Origin of the sequence: Paenibacillus sp. 8b26, from assembly GCF_050626875.1 — a bacterium.
In the GTDB taxonomy this organism is placed as follows: domain Bacteria; phylum Bacillota; class Bacilli; order Paenibacillales; family Paenibacillaceae; genus Paenibacillus.
Genome location: NZ_CP192445.1, coordinates 127,037 through 143,491, shown reverse-complemented (window position 1 = coordinate 143,491; position 16,455 = coordinate 127,037). Strand labels below are relative to the sequence as shown.

The 16,455-nt window shown below is 46.2% G+C and carries 14 protein-coding genes; 3 read left to right on the top strand and 11 right to left on the bottom strand.

The genetic code is table 11. From position 1 onward, the window contains the following. Positions 1 to 1,013: 1,013 nt before the first annotated feature. Positions 1,014 to 1,754 carry an SDR family oxidoreductase gene (locus ACQ4MX_RS00555; protein WP_431088749.1) on the bottom strand — a complete coding sequence of 247 codons (741 nt, stop codon included), beginning with the start codon at positions 1,752 to 1,754 and terminating at the stop codon, positions 1,014 to 1,016. 177 nt (positions 1,755 to 1,931) lie between these two features. Here ACQ4MX_RS00555 and ACQ4MX_RS00550 point away from each other — a divergent pair, with 177 nt between their 5' ends. Continuing rightward, complete coding sequence (locus ACQ4MX_RS00550; RefSeq protein ID WP_068939620.1) at positions 1,932 to 2,507, top strand: TetR/AcrR family transcriptional regulator; 576 nt, start codon at positions 1,932 to 1,934, stop codon at positions 2,505 to 2,507. 725 nt (positions 2,508 to 3,232) lie between these two features. On the opposite strand, the gene ACQ4MX_RS00545 is transcribed toward ACQ4MX_RS00550, so the two are convergent. After that, positions 3,233 to 3,895: a nitroreductase family protein gene (locus ACQ4MX_RS00545; protein ID WP_023988794.1), complete on the bottom strand. Its 663-nt coding sequence runs from the start codon at positions 3,893 to 3,895 to the stop codon at positions 3,233 to 3,235. 190 nt (positions 3,896 to 4,085) lie between these two features. On the opposite strand from ACQ4MX_RS00545, the gene ACQ4MX_RS00540 reads away from it, so the two are divergent. Continuing rightward, positions 4,086 to 4,676 carry a TetR/AcrR family transcriptional regulator gene (locus ACQ4MX_RS00540; RefSeq protein WP_023988795.1) on the top strand — a complete coding sequence of 197 codons (591 nt, stop codon included), beginning with the start codon at positions 4,086 to 4,088 and terminating at the stop codon, positions 4,674 to 4,676. Positions 4,677 to 5,384: 708 nt separating this feature from the next. Here ACQ4MX_RS00540 and xerS read toward each other — a convergent pair. The 5 genes from xerS to ACQ4MX_RS00515 form a co-directional block, all read right to left on the bottom strand. Continuing rightward, positions 5,385 to 6,464: a tyrosine recombinase XerS gene (gene xerS, locus ACQ4MX_RS00535; protein ID WP_431088747.1), complete on the bottom strand. Its 1,080-nt coding sequence runs from the start codon at positions 6,462 to 6,464 to the stop codon at positions 5,385 to 5,387. Positions 6,465 to 6,818: 354 nt separating this feature from the next. Further along, positions 6,819 to 7,142 (bottom strand): M24 family metallopeptidase, encoded by a 324-nt coding sequence (locus ACQ4MX_RS00530; protein WP_431088745.1) that lies wholly within the window; start codon positions 7,140 to 7,142, stop codon positions 6,819 to 6,821. A 319-nt stretch (positions 7,143 to 7,461) separates the two neighbouring features. Next, positions 7,462 to 7,803: a hypothetical protein gene (locus tag ACQ4MX_RS00525; protein ID WP_431088744.1), complete on the bottom strand. Its 342-nt coding sequence runs from the start codon at positions 7,801 to 7,803 to the stop codon at positions 7,462 to 7,464. A gap of 425 nt (positions 7,804 to 8,228) precedes the next feature. After that, positions 8,229 to 9,443 carry an MFS transporter gene (locus ACQ4MX_RS00520; RefSeq protein WP_431088743.1) on the bottom strand — a complete coding sequence of 405 codons (1,215 nt, stop codon included), beginning with the start codon at positions 9,441 to 9,443 and terminating at the stop codon, positions 8,229 to 8,231. Positions 9,444 to 9,515: 72 nt separating this feature from the next. After that, positions 9,516 to 10,109, bottom strand: a complete 594-nt coding sequence (locus ACQ4MX_RS00515) for a TetR/AcrR family transcriptional regulator (protein ID WP_431088742.1) — start codon at positions 10,107 to 10,109, stop codon at positions 9,516 to 9,518. Between the two features lie 927 nt (positions 10,110 to 11,036). Here ACQ4MX_RS00515 and ACQ4MX_RS00510 point away from each other — a divergent pair. After that, entirely contained in the window at positions 11,037 to 11,303 is a 267-nt protein-coding gene (locus ACQ4MX_RS00510; protein ID WP_431088740.1) for a transposase, read from the top strand. Positions 11,304 to 11,640: 337 nt separating this feature from the next. Here ACQ4MX_RS00510 and ACQ4MX_RS00505 read toward each other — a convergent pair whose 3' ends face one another. The 4 genes from ACQ4MX_RS00505 to ACQ4MX_RS00490 all read right to left on the bottom strand — a co-directional run bounded on the left by ACQ4MX_RS00505 (position 11,641) and on the right by ACQ4MX_RS00490 (position 16,124). Further along, the gene (locus ACQ4MX_RS00505) at positions 11,641 to 12,747 is read right to left on the bottom strand and encodes a Gfo/Idh/MocA family protein (protein ID WP_431088738.1); all 1,107 of its coding nucleotides are present in this window, start codon (positions 12,745 to 12,747) and stop codon (positions 11,641 to 11,643) included. Positions 12,748 to 13,085: 338 nt separating this feature from the next. Beyond that, positions 13,086 to 13,814 carry a ThuA domain-containing protein gene (locus ACQ4MX_RS00500; RefSeq protein WP_431088736.1) on the bottom strand — a complete coding sequence of 243 codons (729 nt, stop codon included), beginning with the start codon at positions 13,812 to 13,814 and terminating at the stop codon, positions 13,086 to 13,088. Positions 13,815 to 13,849: 35 nt separating this feature from the next. After that, positions 13,850 to 15,022 (bottom strand): Gfo/Idh/MocA family protein, encoded by a 1,173-nt coding sequence (locus tag ACQ4MX_RS00495; RefSeq protein WP_431088735.1) that lies wholly within the window; start codon positions 15,020 to 15,022, stop codon positions 13,850 to 13,852. A gap of 52 nt (positions 15,023 to 15,074) precedes the next feature. Next, entirely contained in the window at positions 15,075 to 16,124 is a 1,050-nt protein-coding gene (locus ACQ4MX_RS00490) for a LacI family DNA-binding transcriptional regulator (RefSeq protein ID WP_431088733.1), read from the bottom strand. Positions 16,125 to 16,455: the final 331 nt, after the last annotated feature.

The window sequence follows — 16,455 nt, the reverse complement described above, 5'->3', positions numbered from 1 at the left end:
GTATATATGACAGCTCCAGGTTTGCTGAACTACAGCTACATTTCTCCAATCCCCCCTCGAAACCAAGAATTTTATTAATTGTTAAGCCTATGTCAAATTACATCAATTCGATTGACGATCATTTTCGCAGGTTGTTAAAATGTGCTCGAAAAACCACTTGGAATCTGATGATGGTTGTTACTGTGGGTTAAAGACATCATTATTCAAAATCCACTCCTTGATCAATCTTATTCGATGTTTTTGATGCGAGGGTCAGTTAATATAGAGAATAGATATGAAGGTGCATTAAGATCACTAAGTGCTCCACGACCACTAACAGGCATTTTTCAGATCGACTTTAAGCATTCCTTTTTCTTAAACTAAATTACTTAAATTACTTTTACTTCAATCTGAAGTGGTCTGTTTCTTTCACTGCGGTTTTGTAGTAAAGCTTCTAGCGCTCCTGCAGATGGCAGTAGAAGAGCATTTGGGGCGGATCAGGGGCAATCGTCTCCCCACTGATGAAATTTAAAGTCTTACTCTGAAATTTCTGAGGTAAGCATAACGACATTTGCTATTTTACAAATGTATAGATAAATGTCTAATTGTTAATTGGATCATGTTTGTGTTCATTACGGCAATCGGGACAAGAACCTGTACCGATAAAACAAAAAAGCCGCTATAATAGTGACTTTCAATGGGACCATGTTCTTGTCTCCCGATTAGACTGGATGTTCTTATTCCGCGCGGCTTTTTGAATTGTCATACCGTCAGACTCCATAAAATAAGTTTTAGACTTACCCTAGAAATTGAAACAGCGACAGAAAATAAAGTCCTAGACTGTCGCTGTTTCATTGAACTAACGTTCCCAGTTAGTTCAAAAAACAATTTAACATGATAGCTCTTGTTATATATAAAGTAAATTCATCTTTCCGTTATCAGCTTACAGTTGGATAATAGCCTTAGATGGTGGATGACCAGTATTTTGATTTTCAGCCATAAGGAAAATTCCCTATCATCTTGTTTGGAAATGTTCAAGGCAACGCGGTCGGCCTAACCATAATTTCACTGATTAGGGTGTCATCAGGTTCATTAATGGCAAACGCGATGGCTCTAGCAATACTGTAAGGAGAAATCCCTATGCCGCTTATTTGATTGGCGATCGTCTGCACTTCCGGGCTGGTAATGCTGTCAAAAAGTTCGGTCTTCGTCAGACCAGGAGCAATCAAGGTAGATCTAATACGCGAAGTCGAAGACTCTTCCAAGCGCAGCCCTTCCGAGATGGCTCTAACTGCGAACTTGGTGGCCGCGTATACGGCATTTGTAGGGGACACATGATAACCGGCTGTAGAGGATAGGTTAATGATATGACCGGACTGCTGCTCCCGCATGGTAGGCAATACCGCTGCGATACCGTATAAAACGCCTTTGATGTTCACATCGATCATTTGATCCCACTCTTCTACTCTTAATTCATTCAGCCTGGAACTCGGCATGACCCCTGCATTGTTCACCAATACATCAATTCGGCCATACACACTTAAGGTAAACTTGGCCAAATTCTGCATATCTTCGGCAGAAACGACGTCTGCTTTTACAGAAACGGCCTCGCCGCCACCCTGTTTAATTTCATTAGCAATCGCATGCAGACGTTCCTCTCTTCTGGCTGCCAATACCACCTTTGTGCCATTTTGTGCCAACAACTTCGCTGTAGCTTCCCCTATTCCGCTGGAGGCTCCAGTTATAATCACCACTTTATCTCGTATATTTTCCATTGTTAAATGCTCCTTTACCCAAAATTTTTCTTGGTGACGTGTGTTGAATATTTAACGGTCGTTGATTAATATTATAGACAGAAGCCCCGATTACTCAATGGTTAATGGATGCGTATTTGTTTTATATACAACAACACCCTAAGAATTGTTGATTAACTGAAGGAGGTAACGAAAGGAATGGAAAACGCTGTTAAAACCGACCGACGCATTCTCCGAACCAAGCAGTCCATAACGAAGTCGTTTCTGGAGCTTTTTTCGGAAAAAGATTTTGAACAAATCACTATTAACGAGATAGCGGAGCGTGCCAATGTTAACCGCGGCACCGTTTATCTGCATTACAGTGACAAATACGACCTTTTGGATAAATGCATTGAAGATCACATCAACGAATTGATTTCGTTGTGCAAGAAACGGGAGGCCAATCCGCTTAGCCAAGGAATGGTACAAGAGCCCAAACCGGTTTTTGATTATTTGCGTGACAATTTCCAGTTTTTCTCTGCTATGTTTTCCAATCAAAGAGCCTTTCTATTCCGGGACCGATTGCTGAATTTCATCTCAGTCAATCTTATGAATAAAATGGAAAGTACTGACAATAAGCCCGTTATCGACAATGAGTTAAAAGCCCAATTCATGGCCTCTGCTTTTATTGGCATTGTGGAGTGGTGGGTACGTCATCAAATGCCGCATTCCACACAATTTATGGCCGATCAGGTTAGGAATTTATTTGAAAAGAATCAAGTTTATCCGAAGTAGCATTGAATGTATCTCAGAACTTTATCCTTTCGCTTTTACGCAAACGCTACCTAATGGGGTTCGGCAATTCTAGGCCACGGTTATGAAGTGTTCCCTTCTTTACATTAATTCCACTAACCTGCCCATAAGCGTAATGAAAAGATCAGCCGATCGTTTGGCCGGCTGCGCTAACCTGGTTAGCTTAATAAAAATGGAGCAGCTGCCAACTGGCAAAACTGCTCCATACTGTTGTACAACTAACGTTTCGCGTTAGTTGTATGGACTAATTACTGAGTGAATTTCATACTATCTTGACTAGCAACAAATCCAAGTCGTTTATTGAATCTGTAGCATCTTTACGGTGTGTATGGTTGTCAGTTAGATTATTTCGTAACCCATTGTTTTAGCCTCATTAATAGTATAACAAAATGGGGACTCTCCAATTCCTTTGCCATAATAATCCTGTCTACACGAACACCCTCAATTTAACCTCATGTTGTACCTAATCTCGAAAACCTCGGAATAATTAATTGTAAGCTGAATACCACCAATAACTTCGTTGTTATTCGAAAGGAACGATTACAACATTAGCATCTGCTGTTCAATCTTTGCGAGCGCTTCAAGCTGGTATCTTTTTGTACTACCGTCCCGAGCAATCGAGCAAAACAAGAATTGAAATTAACGATGGTATCCCTCAAGTCTCTGCTGGCCGTTGATTATGCGGGCGCCAAGTCTTTTTCATTTTGTTATTCTCTAGGCATTTCGTTAAAGAAAGCTACATCATCAACTGCCAGCCTCACCGTCGGATGACCGGGCTTCGCCGCCTTGCCGATGGCGATCAGCATAATCGGAACGTAGCGTTCTGATATCCGGAACGCTTCCATGAACTTTTGTTTGTTGTAGCCGCCCATCGATACCGTGTCGTAGCCTTTAGCGCGGGCGACAAGCATGAGTTGCATCGATACTAGCCCGCCGTCGGTATAAACTTTTTCGCGGATGGCCTCGGGCGGCATGCTCGAATACATCCCGGTATAGCGTTCCACGAACGATTTAGCCGTCTCTGCAGGCATGTAACCCGCATCGACCGCCATTCCGTAGATTTTCTCGGCCGATTTATAACACTCCAAATCTCCGAGTAGCGCAATGACAGCCGAAGCCTCGACCACTTGCTGTTGAGTGAATGCGATCGGAAGCAGCTTCTGCTTCAGCTCCGGCGAGTCGATAACTAGAAAACGCCACGGCTGCAGGTTAGCGGCTGAAGGAGCGAGCGTGGCTTGCCGCAATATTTCGGTCAATTCCTCCCGCGAAATCTTGATCTCGGGATCATAGCTACGAACTGACCGGCGTTCTCCAATAACATCAAAAAAAAGTTGGTGCTCCATCGTTAGTGACGGTTGTGAAACCGACATGGTTCTCTCCTCCTTTTGGAAAAGCAGCATTCTGCATTTTGTTTCAATACAACATTAGTAGTTTGAACAACACTTGTTGTATTTATATGTTATAATACCAACCGAATGGTACGCAATCATCAATAACCATAAACCGTTGTATAGACAACACCATTTCTATAATGTCGTTTTATTAGGGGAGATCTTAACGATGACCATTAAAAAGAATGAAGCTGATCCTCGTGTGATACGTACACGGCGACTCCTTCAAGACGCTTTTGCTTCATTAATTCAAGAAAAAGACTTTGAATCGATAACCGTTAGGGATATTGCAGAGCGGGCTACTGTTAACAGAGCGACTTTTTATGCGCACTTTGTAGATAAATTCGAAATTCTTGAGGCCAAACTAATGGAATCATTTATGACAATCATAAATCGTAGAATAAACGGTCACGAAGTTCTAAATGAAGAAACAATTCAGAGTATTTTTCTGGGTGTGTGCGATTTTCACAAGGGTCTAAGCACGATGTGCAAAAGAAGGTATACATCGCTTGGACTTGTATTCGAAATTCAAATAAAGGAAAAAATTCAAACGATACTTCTTTCCTTTATAGACAAAGACAAGATGCCATCGAGTCCAAACGCGCACTTCTTAATAAATACAGCTTCTATCATGTTAAGTTGGGGGATGTATGGGGCTGCTTACGTTTGGAACAATGAGGGGTGCCCAATAAGTGCGGAATCATTTGTTAAACAGGCTATGCCCTTAATGATGAACGGAGCCAAAGAACTACTGGGATAGGTCTTGTCGCTATTGCTCTATCCTGCCCGTTCAGATGAAACCAAGCCTGTTGTGCCTGAAGAAAGCAAACGTTGGATTGTATAGTGGCTCATCTTGGAAGAAGGTTTCACCCGTATATTAATGGGCTTACTGAATTGAACATTTTCCTTTGGAACCCACCTGTATTCGCTCGTCTCATCAGAAATAGCCAACTCTCCACCCAGTTTTACACACGAAAATCAAACATGACCTTCGAATGAACATCAGTTTGTGTGTTGTGGTGAATAGTGGACTGTAAGTTATCTGTTTAGATCATCATCAAATCGGCAATCGGAACATGTTCTTGTCCTTGGCTCGGGACAAGAACTTGTACCGATAACATAAAAAAGCCGCTAAAATAGAAATTGCGACAGAAGATAACAGGCACGTATCTTATTGTAAAAATGTATAAAGTCTTCAATTCGTCTATGTGCTTCTCAATACTTCCGATGATGATCCTAAGATTATAGATCTTCCACTTTCGGCTGTGAACGATCAAGCCCGTGACTCAAGGGGTGCTCCTATCGTGAAATGGTACAATAACCCGAATTGGTTTGTTGGAAATGGGATAATATTCTTGTCAAAATCGGTGATGAGATAAAGTTCTTGTCATTTGGTTTTGACAAGAACTTTATCTCATAAAATAAAAAAGCCGCGATTTCCGCAGCAATTAATGAGATAATGTTTTTATCATCCGACATCGGTCCCCATATTATTTACGGCATTTCTCATCTCTTCATCAGTTAAGTGTGTGTATATCATTGTTGTTTGGATAGATGAATGCCCCAACTGGTTCTTCAATCTAGGCACATCGTTATTTTCAAGATGATATCGTGTTGCAAAGGAGTGCCTCAGAGAATGCACTGTTAAAGACGGTTTCCCAAAAGCTGTCGCGTATTTTTCTATTAGCTTTTCAATAGATCTTTGAGTTAAACGTCTATTTTTTCCTTTTCGACCTACCGGTGCTGCAACAAACAAAAAATCCTCATTTTTGTCTGTTTGATATCTTGCTGTTCTGATTTGTAAATAACTCTCCAAATCCACTAAAGCCTGTTTGCTGAAATAAACGTATTGTTCCTTATTTCCTTTGCGCAAGACACGAACTAAAGCTTTATTCATATCTAAATCTTCGAGATTTATTCCTGCTACTTCAGAAAGTCTAAGCCCTGATCCCAGAATTAGAGAAACTATTGCTGTATCGCGTTCACGATTGATCTGATGAAAATTAAACAACCTCTTGTTATCTTTGTATTTCTCTCCAAAATCGTACGCCACGAATTGTCTGAAAGCATCATAGTCATCTTCTCTAAGAATTTTGCCTTCAATACGATTTGCAATAGTTTCTTGGCTCTCTTTGACAGCATTTAAATCCATTTTGGCCATAACATTGCGTTGGATATAGGGTTTTAAATCAGTGGTTTCAGCCTTATTTTGCAGGTAATCAAAAAGAGATTTTAACGAGGATAATTTACGATTAATTGTGAGTTTGGTGTTGCCGAGCTGATAATCCAGGAATGACAAAAAGTTTTCTACTTCACGGATTGTCAATGATTCAAGTACATCCAAATTTATTTCTTTTCGACTTGTTGAAGTTAGATTCTCTGAAATTAGCCAATCAAAAAAAATAATGTAATCGTGACAGTAATTAAGAAGTGTTGTTGGAGAAAGATTTCGTTTTTTACTATCAATGAATTCAGTAACGAACCATGGTAAATCAGAAAGCTTCTCATCAATTCGTTCCATGTAATGCAATTTCATTTGTTTATCCACATTTAACCCTCCTGTATTTATTATAATAAATCATTAATTATTCGTCAAATTATTATTTTACGTAATTATTATATTCCAATAAACAACCCTTTTAAATGCCCCATTAAATAACGACACAAAAATTATCGTTGCGGACGACAAGAATTTGGGCCGATTACCGCTCCCCAATATTGCTGCATATCGGTACAAATTCTAATGACACAAAAGTTCCAACATTACATCTTTTTCTTGATCGGGAAAAACACCGGCAGCCGTGTGGACTGAAAATTAATGTCCAGACTGCTGCCGGTGCTTTTAAACTAACGTTATCCGTTAGCGCAACCAACACACAAAAAACGGATTCATTCTGATGGTCTATACTGCAGTCACGATTATTGGCTGATTCTTTGTAACTATTATGGTATGCTCATGTTGTGCCACAAAGCTATTGTCGGGTACACATAAAGTCCATCCATCCGTTTGCTCAACGACATACCCTGCACCTGTAGATAAAAAGGGCTCGATTGTAATTACCAAGCCCTCTTTCAATACCCGTTTATCGTGCTTGTTATAAACGGGTAGAATATTTTGTGGGGTCTCGTGCAGAGATTTTCCAATACCGTGGCTACACAGATTCTTAATTACATTATAGCCGCCTTTTTTAGCCTCGATTTCAATAATCCTTCCGATTTCGTTCAATTTTACTCCATGCTTAAGTGAAGAGGATACTTCATTCTTCTCCTTAAATCGTTATCATCGATGTCAAACCAGGATTCAATGGAAGGGTTTGGTATTGTAGAAATCCATTCGTCGAATTCTATGCCTTGCTCCAACATCTCTTTTGTCCTAACCGGGTTACCGTCACCATCGACTACTATAAGCAGCTTAGAATCAGTATAGAATGTGTTCCTGAGCGCGTTTGCCACGCGAGGAATTGTGAGTTTCCCCATAGCGACAAGAATTTTAATTGATCGATTTGAGCCAGCATTACTTAGGATTCTCTTAGAAAGAGTAGCAATCACATCACGATCAGCTTCACCATTGCACCTTCCTCTGCTGCCTTACGGAGCTTTAGTTTGAGAACATTAGTGAATCCGATATTACGACTGATCGCAGCGTCCAAATCTCGTTTGTCAAATAAAATGATGTTGAGCGTCTTGCCAAGAACGAGTGCATCAACGGCGTCCTCTGCATAGCCCGACATTGAAATAAAGATTCCAATTGTACCAGCCAACTTGCCTTCGACATTGCCTTTGAATTGATAGAGGGTTGAAGCGGGCAGAGGCTCTGCATGCCATTTTGCTTCTAAGATATAAATGCGTCCATCAAGATAGATAAAGCCATCAATCTGTTCACCCACCGGTCTGTAACCTGTGCGCGGTTCGAGTTGCTCAAAGAAAACATCTTATTCAGTAGGTGCTCGAAATCAAATCCCCGACGCCTTTTTGCGGCCGCGTCTGCGTTGGGTGCTAGGCTTTCTACTTTTTCTTTTACGGACCGTCTCCACCGTCTGCAGCACCTACTAGACGCATCTAGTCACTTTGTGTAAATCTTCTTTACGATAAGAGAAAGACGATTTGGCCATGCAAAAAAGAGATCTGCCCACTTTTAAGGTCAGATCTCTTTGCTTTTTGAACAGTAGTTTGTTCCAAAGCCGAAGCCGTTTGTTCATTGCCCGGCCGCCTTGGCCGGTTGGCACGGGCTTGCCAGGGCTTTCAGCCTTTTTTGCCGGTTCCGCCCTTCTTCGATTTGCTCAATGTCTTTACTTCGCTTTTCCTTCCATGATTACATTTCCGCCTTGAGCTGGCCCACCGGCCTCGTTCCCCGAAGGGACAGAAGGAAGCAGAGGCCAAGCACGACTGCGGCAGAAACGTATGGATAATTGATGTTCACGTCAAACAGCGCCCCGGCTACGATCGGGCCTGCGATATTTCCAAGGCTGGTATATGCTGAGTTCAGGCCTGCCACGAAGCCCTGCTGGTCCTGGGCCAGCTTCGACATATTCGTGCTGACGGCTGGGCGCAAAATATCCATGCTTAGAAATACGATGAAAGTCACGACGAAAATGAGCCAATACGTGTGGACGAACAACGTCAACAAGATGAACAACGCAACGAAGAACAGGCATACCGAGATAACCTTCTTCTCACCAAAGCGATTCAACAGCCAGCCGATCAAGGAAACCTGTACAACCGCGCCCGCAATGGAGCCAAACGTAATGATAAATGCAATATCCCGGGTTGTAAAACCAAATTTGTGATCGACGAACAACGAGAACACTGTTTCATAATTAGCAAGTCCGAAGGCCATGACAAAAACGATGATCAGGCTGAAGAAATACGGCTCACGGTAGGAGCGGAGCAATTGGGTAACCAGCCCCGGGCCTTTCGCCCTCGCCGCGCCCGCTGCAGCGATAACGTCCTGCTGTCCGGTTAGGCGAGTAGACTCCGGCAATATGATTAGCGTGATGATGGCTGCAAGCAATCCGGCAATACCCGCCGCATAGAATGGTACCCGGATGCCGTATTCGGCGATATATCCGCCGATTCCTGGTCCGATAATGAATCCGGTCGTAATGGCGGCATTAATAAGTCCCATGCCCTTGCCGCGCTCCTCTTCGGACGTAATGTCGGCCGTATACGCCATCACCGCCGGGAAGATCATCGCCGCGCCGATACCCCCAAGCATTCGAGCCGCAAACAGCAGGACAGGTGCATTTACGGCGCCGAACATAAATTCAGATACGGCGAAAAATAGCATACCGATGACAATTATCTTTTTTCGTCCCCACGCATCAGACCATCGGCCCGCGATCGGTGAGAACAGGAACTGGGTGAACGAGAACGCCGCCACCAGCAGGCCTACCGTCGTGCCCGTAATGTGCAACAAATCCATGTAGGCCGGCATAATAGGTACTACCAAGCCGATGCCCGTAAATACTAGAAAAATATTAAACATCAACAGCAGCAATGCGCCCCTGTTACGTATTAGCAATGCCATGATTACTTCCTCCATGTTTCTTCAAAATACGTCTTGTTTACTGGCAACCATCCCTCAGGCTTGAGCTTACTTTCACCCTCGAGAGATGCCGTGCAGGAACACGTCAGCCGCCTGGCGATAGAGCGTAAGCGCCTCCTCCGGCTCCAGCTCGCGTGACAGCTGGCTCAGACCGATAATAGTGCTTTCCAGTATAATGGCGAGTCGAGCCGCGTGATCCGCCTTGAATTCCCCGTTTTCGATTCCTTGCTGTACCAGTTGCCGGTTAAATTGGATGTGATGCTTCAGAATCTGGTCGATCCGTTCCTCAATATCATTTTCCTTCTTCTCCCCTGTAAAAAACTCATCCGCCGCTTTCGTTAGCGGGTGATTCATATCGTCCAACACAAGCTGTTCCATCAGCCCGTATATTTTTTCGGTGCAGGTTTGGTACAAATGCTCATTGGATGCCCAGCTCTCTTCCCATTCCCGATTCCATTCATCAATCAGATAGAGGAAGAGCCCCTCTTTGCTTTTGAAATGATAATAGATGTTGCCCTTGCTGCTGCCCGTTGCCGCCACGATGTCCTCGATCGAGGTTGCCTTGTATCCCTTCTGGGCAAACAGCGCTTTGGAAGCCTCGGCAAGTCTGCGTTTGGTTTGCTCGGTTTGAAGCTGCTTTTTGTTCATTCCATCCACTTCTCTTCCATGAATACTGAACGTTCATTCTGTATTTTATCATTAGATGCTTAAAGAAGTAAACTAAAAAGTAGAAAAACTATTCCTTCCTTTTCTCTCCACATGCATCCATACATCAAGCATCTAATTAAATTTATAGACCAAATACTCTTTTGAACTGGACAGGTATCTTCAATATACCTGATTCTGGTTATCCGTCTATCTAAAATTGAACTCCCCTATAAAAATTTTAAGTCAATTGCGAACTATCCCTGTTTTTTGGACAAGAATAAAATTCAATAATTGTTTATTTGAAAATTCATTCTGATTATTTGCTTCTTTCCGTACTCGTACTTTTCCTAGAACTTTTTTGACGTAAAAGATAGCGGATATACACGGAAATAGGATCATCCCAGGTCGTATGATGGATAATTTTTCGGCGGACTGAGGAATCAATTGAACGTCGTATCTGCAGCGAGCGAGTTGTTAGCGTCTTATCAAACCAGCGAGTCAATTAACACTTGCAGAAGTGTATAAATCGCTTGGCGGTAAAGACTTATTTGGAGGGGAAAGATAGCTACACCCTTGTTTCAACACGATTGGGTATTTGGAGCAAAACTCAACTTCAGGAGTGGGTGAAGAAGTACAAGGCTGGCGAGACCTAACGATACACGTAAAGGACTCAGCAGCCCCTCAAAGGGCGTCCACGTACAAGATTCGCCAGTGTGGAGGAAGAACGGGATTACTTGAAGGCACAGGTGGATTATCTAAAAAAGCGGTATCCCAATCTAGTCCAGGAGGTCGCCCCCCCGTCCGCAGGACAACTATCAAATAATCGAGGAGATACGCGGCCAGCACAGCGTAACACGTCTATTAGACATTGCTGGAATCCCTAGAGCCAGTTGAACAAGGACACGAAAAAGAGACGTATGTGGAGCTGTGCTCCATTCGGATCAAGGCTTCCAGTATACGTCTCAAGCGTACAACACACGACTTGAAGAATTCAGCGTCAAGGGCAGTCACTCTCGCAAAGCCACCTGTCTGGATAACGCCTGCATTGAATCTTTCTTTTCGCATCTCAAAACTGAGAAGTCGTACCCCCACCAGTGTAAGTCAGAAGCAGAAATTGAACAAGCGGTGGAGGAGTATATCTATTTTTACAACTACCAGCGATTTCAAGCCAAACTCAGCCAACGCACCGGTTGAATACCGGCACGCGTTGGCTGCTTAGCCTTTTTTACTTGTGTACTTGACAGGGCAACCACACCATGGCGACTTTTTATGAGTGCATGTTTGTCCGTTGAAGAAAAACCGGGTACATTCCTTTATATGAAGGAAAACTGGAACCTATTATTGATGCAATTCCTACTCTTCTAGGAAGTAACACTGAAGAGGGGGCGACACTAAATGGGTAACGTTGGAATCTCTCTGGGCGGCGGGAAAGCCTTCTCTGCCCTGCTTGGTTTATCCTGTGTATAATCGGGTTTGCTGTTATCAGTATCAACCATGCTAGCTGCGGATTCTGCATCAGGCTGACATTACTTTAAGCATCCAACGTATACAAGGGTAGGTTTTCCGGCAAAGCCGCCGGGCGCATGCATGTGCTCTGCATCGGATAGAACGTCTGCTCATCGGAGGAATCATGGAACGCCCACATCGCCTCCAGCACATGGTAGGCCAGTTCACCGCTGGCGCGGTGAGGCCGTCCACTGCGGACAGCGTAGGCCATATCGGCAACACCGATGCCCCGAGTGTTCTCCTGGTAGCCCGGCAGCAGCGGGACCTCTGTCCACTTCTGCTCACCCAGCAGCCTGTAGCGAGCCGGCCCTCCGAACGTGTTCGGGTCTGGCACCTGCAGCGTGCCATGAGTACCATATATCTCGATCGGTGGCAGAGTGCTTCCACCAAAGATGTCAAAGCTAGTAATCAACGTGCCGACAGCCCCCTGCTCGAAGCGCAGCAATCCGGCTACATGGGTCGGAATGTCAACCGGGATGGTCTGGCCTCTCTTTTTCTCGCTCGTAATCGTTCGCTGGTCCATCGCCTTGCTTGTCATGCCGGAGATGGTGGCAATCGGACCCAGCAATTGCACCAGAGCCGTCAAATAATAGGGCCCCATATCAAACATTGGGCCGCCGCCGATCGCATAATAAAACTCAGGATCGGGATGCCAATGTTCATGTCCACGGCTCATCATAAAGGCCGTAGCTGCTACCGGACTGCCAATGACCCCGTCCTCGATCAGCTTCAATGACGTCTGTATGCCGGAGCCGAAGAAGGTCTCCGGTGCGCAGCCGACAAGCAGTCCCTTTTGATGAGCAAGCTCCAAGACAGTCTGGCCCTGCTCACGGGTGACCGCAAGTGGCTTCTCCACATAAACATGCTTGCCTGCCTCAAGGGCTCTGAGACATATGTCGGCGTGAACGGCGGGAATGGTCAAATTAATGATAAGTTCGATCTCTGGGTCAGCCAGAATCTCATCTACCGAATATACGTTCGGAACGTTGTATGCTACAGCCTGCTCCTCTGCCCGGCCTTGGTCCAGATCCGCTACTGCGGACAGCTCCAGAATGTCGAAGCGATGGCAATTTTCCATATAAATTCCGCTGATTTTACCACATCCGATAATGCCTATTTTCATTTTGTTCATGCCTGGACTCCCTTCACCTTCAAGAATAAATGGATTATGGCATTTCCTTCTGCATTCGATACCATTCTGTCGCCTAAATGGGGCTTGTGAACAAGCACCACTTCATTGAATTTCATTCAGATTGCTCAATTCAAGAAATTAACAAATCACCAATATATCAATCTAAAGAGAACCCGCAATTCGATGTCAATCAGGACATCGTTGCACGAGTATATACGACTTAACGAGCTTCTGCGTCCGTCTTGTCGTTGCCTTTCTGCACTCAGTCTCTTTCCAACCACGAGGTTACAGGTCATCAAAATCTCTGCCAGAGGCTCTGCCGCTTCATCCTGTCCACGTTACCGCTGCTGGCTATCTGCCATGCCCGTATAAGCCACTCCCAGGGAGCTGCACCGGGCGGCCGCCGCCTGTTTGCCTCCCGCAGCCCACAGAAATCCGCTGCGCATCATCTCGGTCACTTGAGGCATATCTATGATATCCGCGTGATGTCCCAGCGAATTGTAGAAGACGCGGCCGTTCCCCCAGCGCTTCGTCCATACAACGGGCATATCCACCGGTCCATTGGCTGAATGCGGTCCCGGTATGACCGGGAAGCGTGTGGTTGCCAGCACTTCAACCGCCGGGTCAACGTGGAGGTAGTACTGCTCGCTTTTGATCTGAAAATCCTCAATATGCTCCAGCAGCGGGCTGGAGCCGCGCTTCATGTTCACCATATACTCCACCCCGTCATTGCCGGGATGTGCAACCCATTGCCCGCCTGTCATGAACTGCCAGTCCACATTGTTCCGGAAGGCATCACACATGCCGCCATGGCAGCCTGTCAGACCAACGCCGCTTTGAACCGCTGCTGAGACATTATTGACCAGTTCCTGCTCAATCTGTCCCATAGTCCACAGCGGAACGATCAGGTCCAGACCAAGTAGCTTCTCCTCATCCTGGTAGGCTTCAAGGGTATTAGACACCTCCACCTCGAACCGCTCTTCCTTCAGAATGCGTTCAAAAATGGCTGCCACCTGCTCCGGCTCATGTCCGTCCCATCCGCCCCATACAATCAGTGCCTTGCTCATCTGAATCCACTCACCTTTCGGAATGTGATGTTATATTACATTTCTTCAATGGATACCCAGCGGCGTTCCTCAATGGATCGTTCCACCGCTTCAAGCACGGCCTGACAAGCGACCCCATCGTGGAAGTTTGGCACAGGCTGCCGTCCCTCGGAGATGGCACTCACCAGCTCAAGCATCTCGTGTGTGAAGGTATGCTCGAATCCGATCGTATGTCCCGTAGGCCACCAGGCCTCGGAGTACTTGTGTGCCGGATCGGTGGCGAGCACGCGGCGGAAGCCCTGAACGTCCTCCTCGTCTTGCGTGAAATATACTTCCAGTTCGTTCATCCGTTCAAAGTCAAACCGTACACTGCCCAGGCTACCGTTGATCTCGAATGAATTGGTGCTCCGGTGTCCGGCCGCAAACCGTGTGGCCTCGAAGCTGCCCAGCGCACCTCCGGCGAATCGTGCCAGGAACAGCGTGGCATCATCGACCGTCACTTCTCCCATCGGCGCATTCGTCCCGGCGCTGCCCTTGGCGCTCAATCCAGTCATCTCCGAAGCCAGCGGACGCTGCTTGATGAACGTCTCGCTCAAACCGACCACTTCATGGAACTCGCCGACCAAGAACCGGGCGAGATCAATCAGATGGGCGCCAAGATCACCATGAGAGCCAGAACCGGCCACTTCCTTTTGCAGACGCCACACCAGCGGGAAGGACGGGTCCATGATCCAGTCCTGAAGGAAAAAGGCACGGAAATGATAGATTTTGCCCAGGCGACCGCTCTCGACTAGCTGCTTCGTCAGCTGGACAGCCGGAGAAAAGCGGTAGTTGAAGCCGATCATATGTCTGACACCTGCTTCCTCTGCTGCCTGCAGCATGGCACGGGAATCCGCCAGCGAGAGTGCAAGCGGTTTCTCACAGAACAGATGCTTCCCATGGAGGGCAGCCTCAACGACAATTTCCTTATGGGCATTACTCGGGGCGTTGATGTCAATGAGATCAATATCGTTACGTTTCACCAGATCACGCCAATCGGTAACACTCTCGGTCCAGCCGAACTGGCGGGCAGCCGCCTGAACTGCCTGTTCGTTGCGTCCACAGATGACGGACATCTCCGGCTGCAGCGGGGCATCTGGGAAGAACATGGGTAGACTACGGTAAGCGTTGCTGTGAGCCTTGCCCATAAATTTGTAGCCAACCATTCCGATACGAAGACGATTAGACATGTCGTTATCCTCCTTATGGGTCTGAGTTCCAACAGATTGTTGACGAATGCGGTTATTGACGAATGGAAGACCCCCTGATAATCAGCTCCGTGGACAGAAGCTGTCTTATCGAGGCGCAACCGGTCAGTTCCAGGGCTGGAATGAGGTCCAGAGAATCCGGTATAAGCTTCGAGGCCGCAAGCTCCCCCATCTCATAAAAAGGAACGCGGACACTGCTTAGCGGCGGAACGGCCATCTCGGCCGCATCCGAATCGTCATAGCCCACAAACGCCGGGAACTGGCCAACTCCCAGTCCGCGCTCGCGCAGACCCTGCATCACCCCGATGGCCATCCGGTCGTTCGCTGCAAATACCGCATCAATATCATTCAGCCTGCCTGCGATTGTAGCCGACGCTTCGAGCCCGCTTCGACGACTGTAATTACCCTCCAGAAGCAACTCGTGATCATATTCAATACGGGCCTCCTGAAGCGCGGTGTGGTACCCCTTCAATCGTTCAGTACTGTTGGAATAGATATCCGGGCCGTTGAGAAAGGCAATCCGCTTGTACCCCTGCTCAATGAGGTGACTTACAGCCGCCCGGCTTCCCTCGACATGGTCTGCATCCACTTCACAGAACGACTGTCCTTCAAAATGATGATTCATGACGCAGAACGGACGCCCTTCTTCCTGAAGTCTCTTCAGAGCTTCCAACTCATCGTGGTCTTCCCTGGCTCCCAGGATGATACAGCTATCGACCTTTTGCTGGCGGAAAAGACCGCTGTAATCCATCCCTTCCCCCGGCTTTCGGAACAATAGTAGCAGATCGAGCCCGCTGTCCCTGGCCTTACTTCCAATGCCGCTCAGCATCTCGGAGAAAAAATAGGCTGAGAACAGGTGCGCCTTCGGTACATAAGGCATAACCACACCAAGATGGCCGCTCTTGCTTCGAGCAAAGTTGCGGGCCAGCGCACTGGGAACATATCCAAGCTGATTGGCGGCGTCGAGGACCCTTCTCCGCGTATCTTCTTTGATGGGACCAGCCGCGTTCAGTACCCGAGACACCGTCGCTTCAGACACGCCGGCAAGTTCTGCTACTTCCTTGCGCGAAACGATATTGCCCACCTCCGATCATTTTATGTACGCGCGTACATTTTCTCATGCAGCCATACCTCTGTCAATCCCAAACAGCGTGCCCCAAAGACAGACAAGCTTTTTCCTATCTTGAGAGGACATGTGTTATGTCATCTATCGTTATTCGTTAATCATTCTAGAAGCTGTCGCCTAACGGATGAACACTTAATGGATTCAGTTACTCTATTGGCTGTAATCTTGTTTGATAACGATTGTTGAATGCTTAAAAGAGTTGGACCTAGACGACTGCAGCAGATTTTTGAACTATCGTTTTCCGTTAGCGTAACGTTACTTTATAGAATTTTCCCTGTCTGTTCTATGG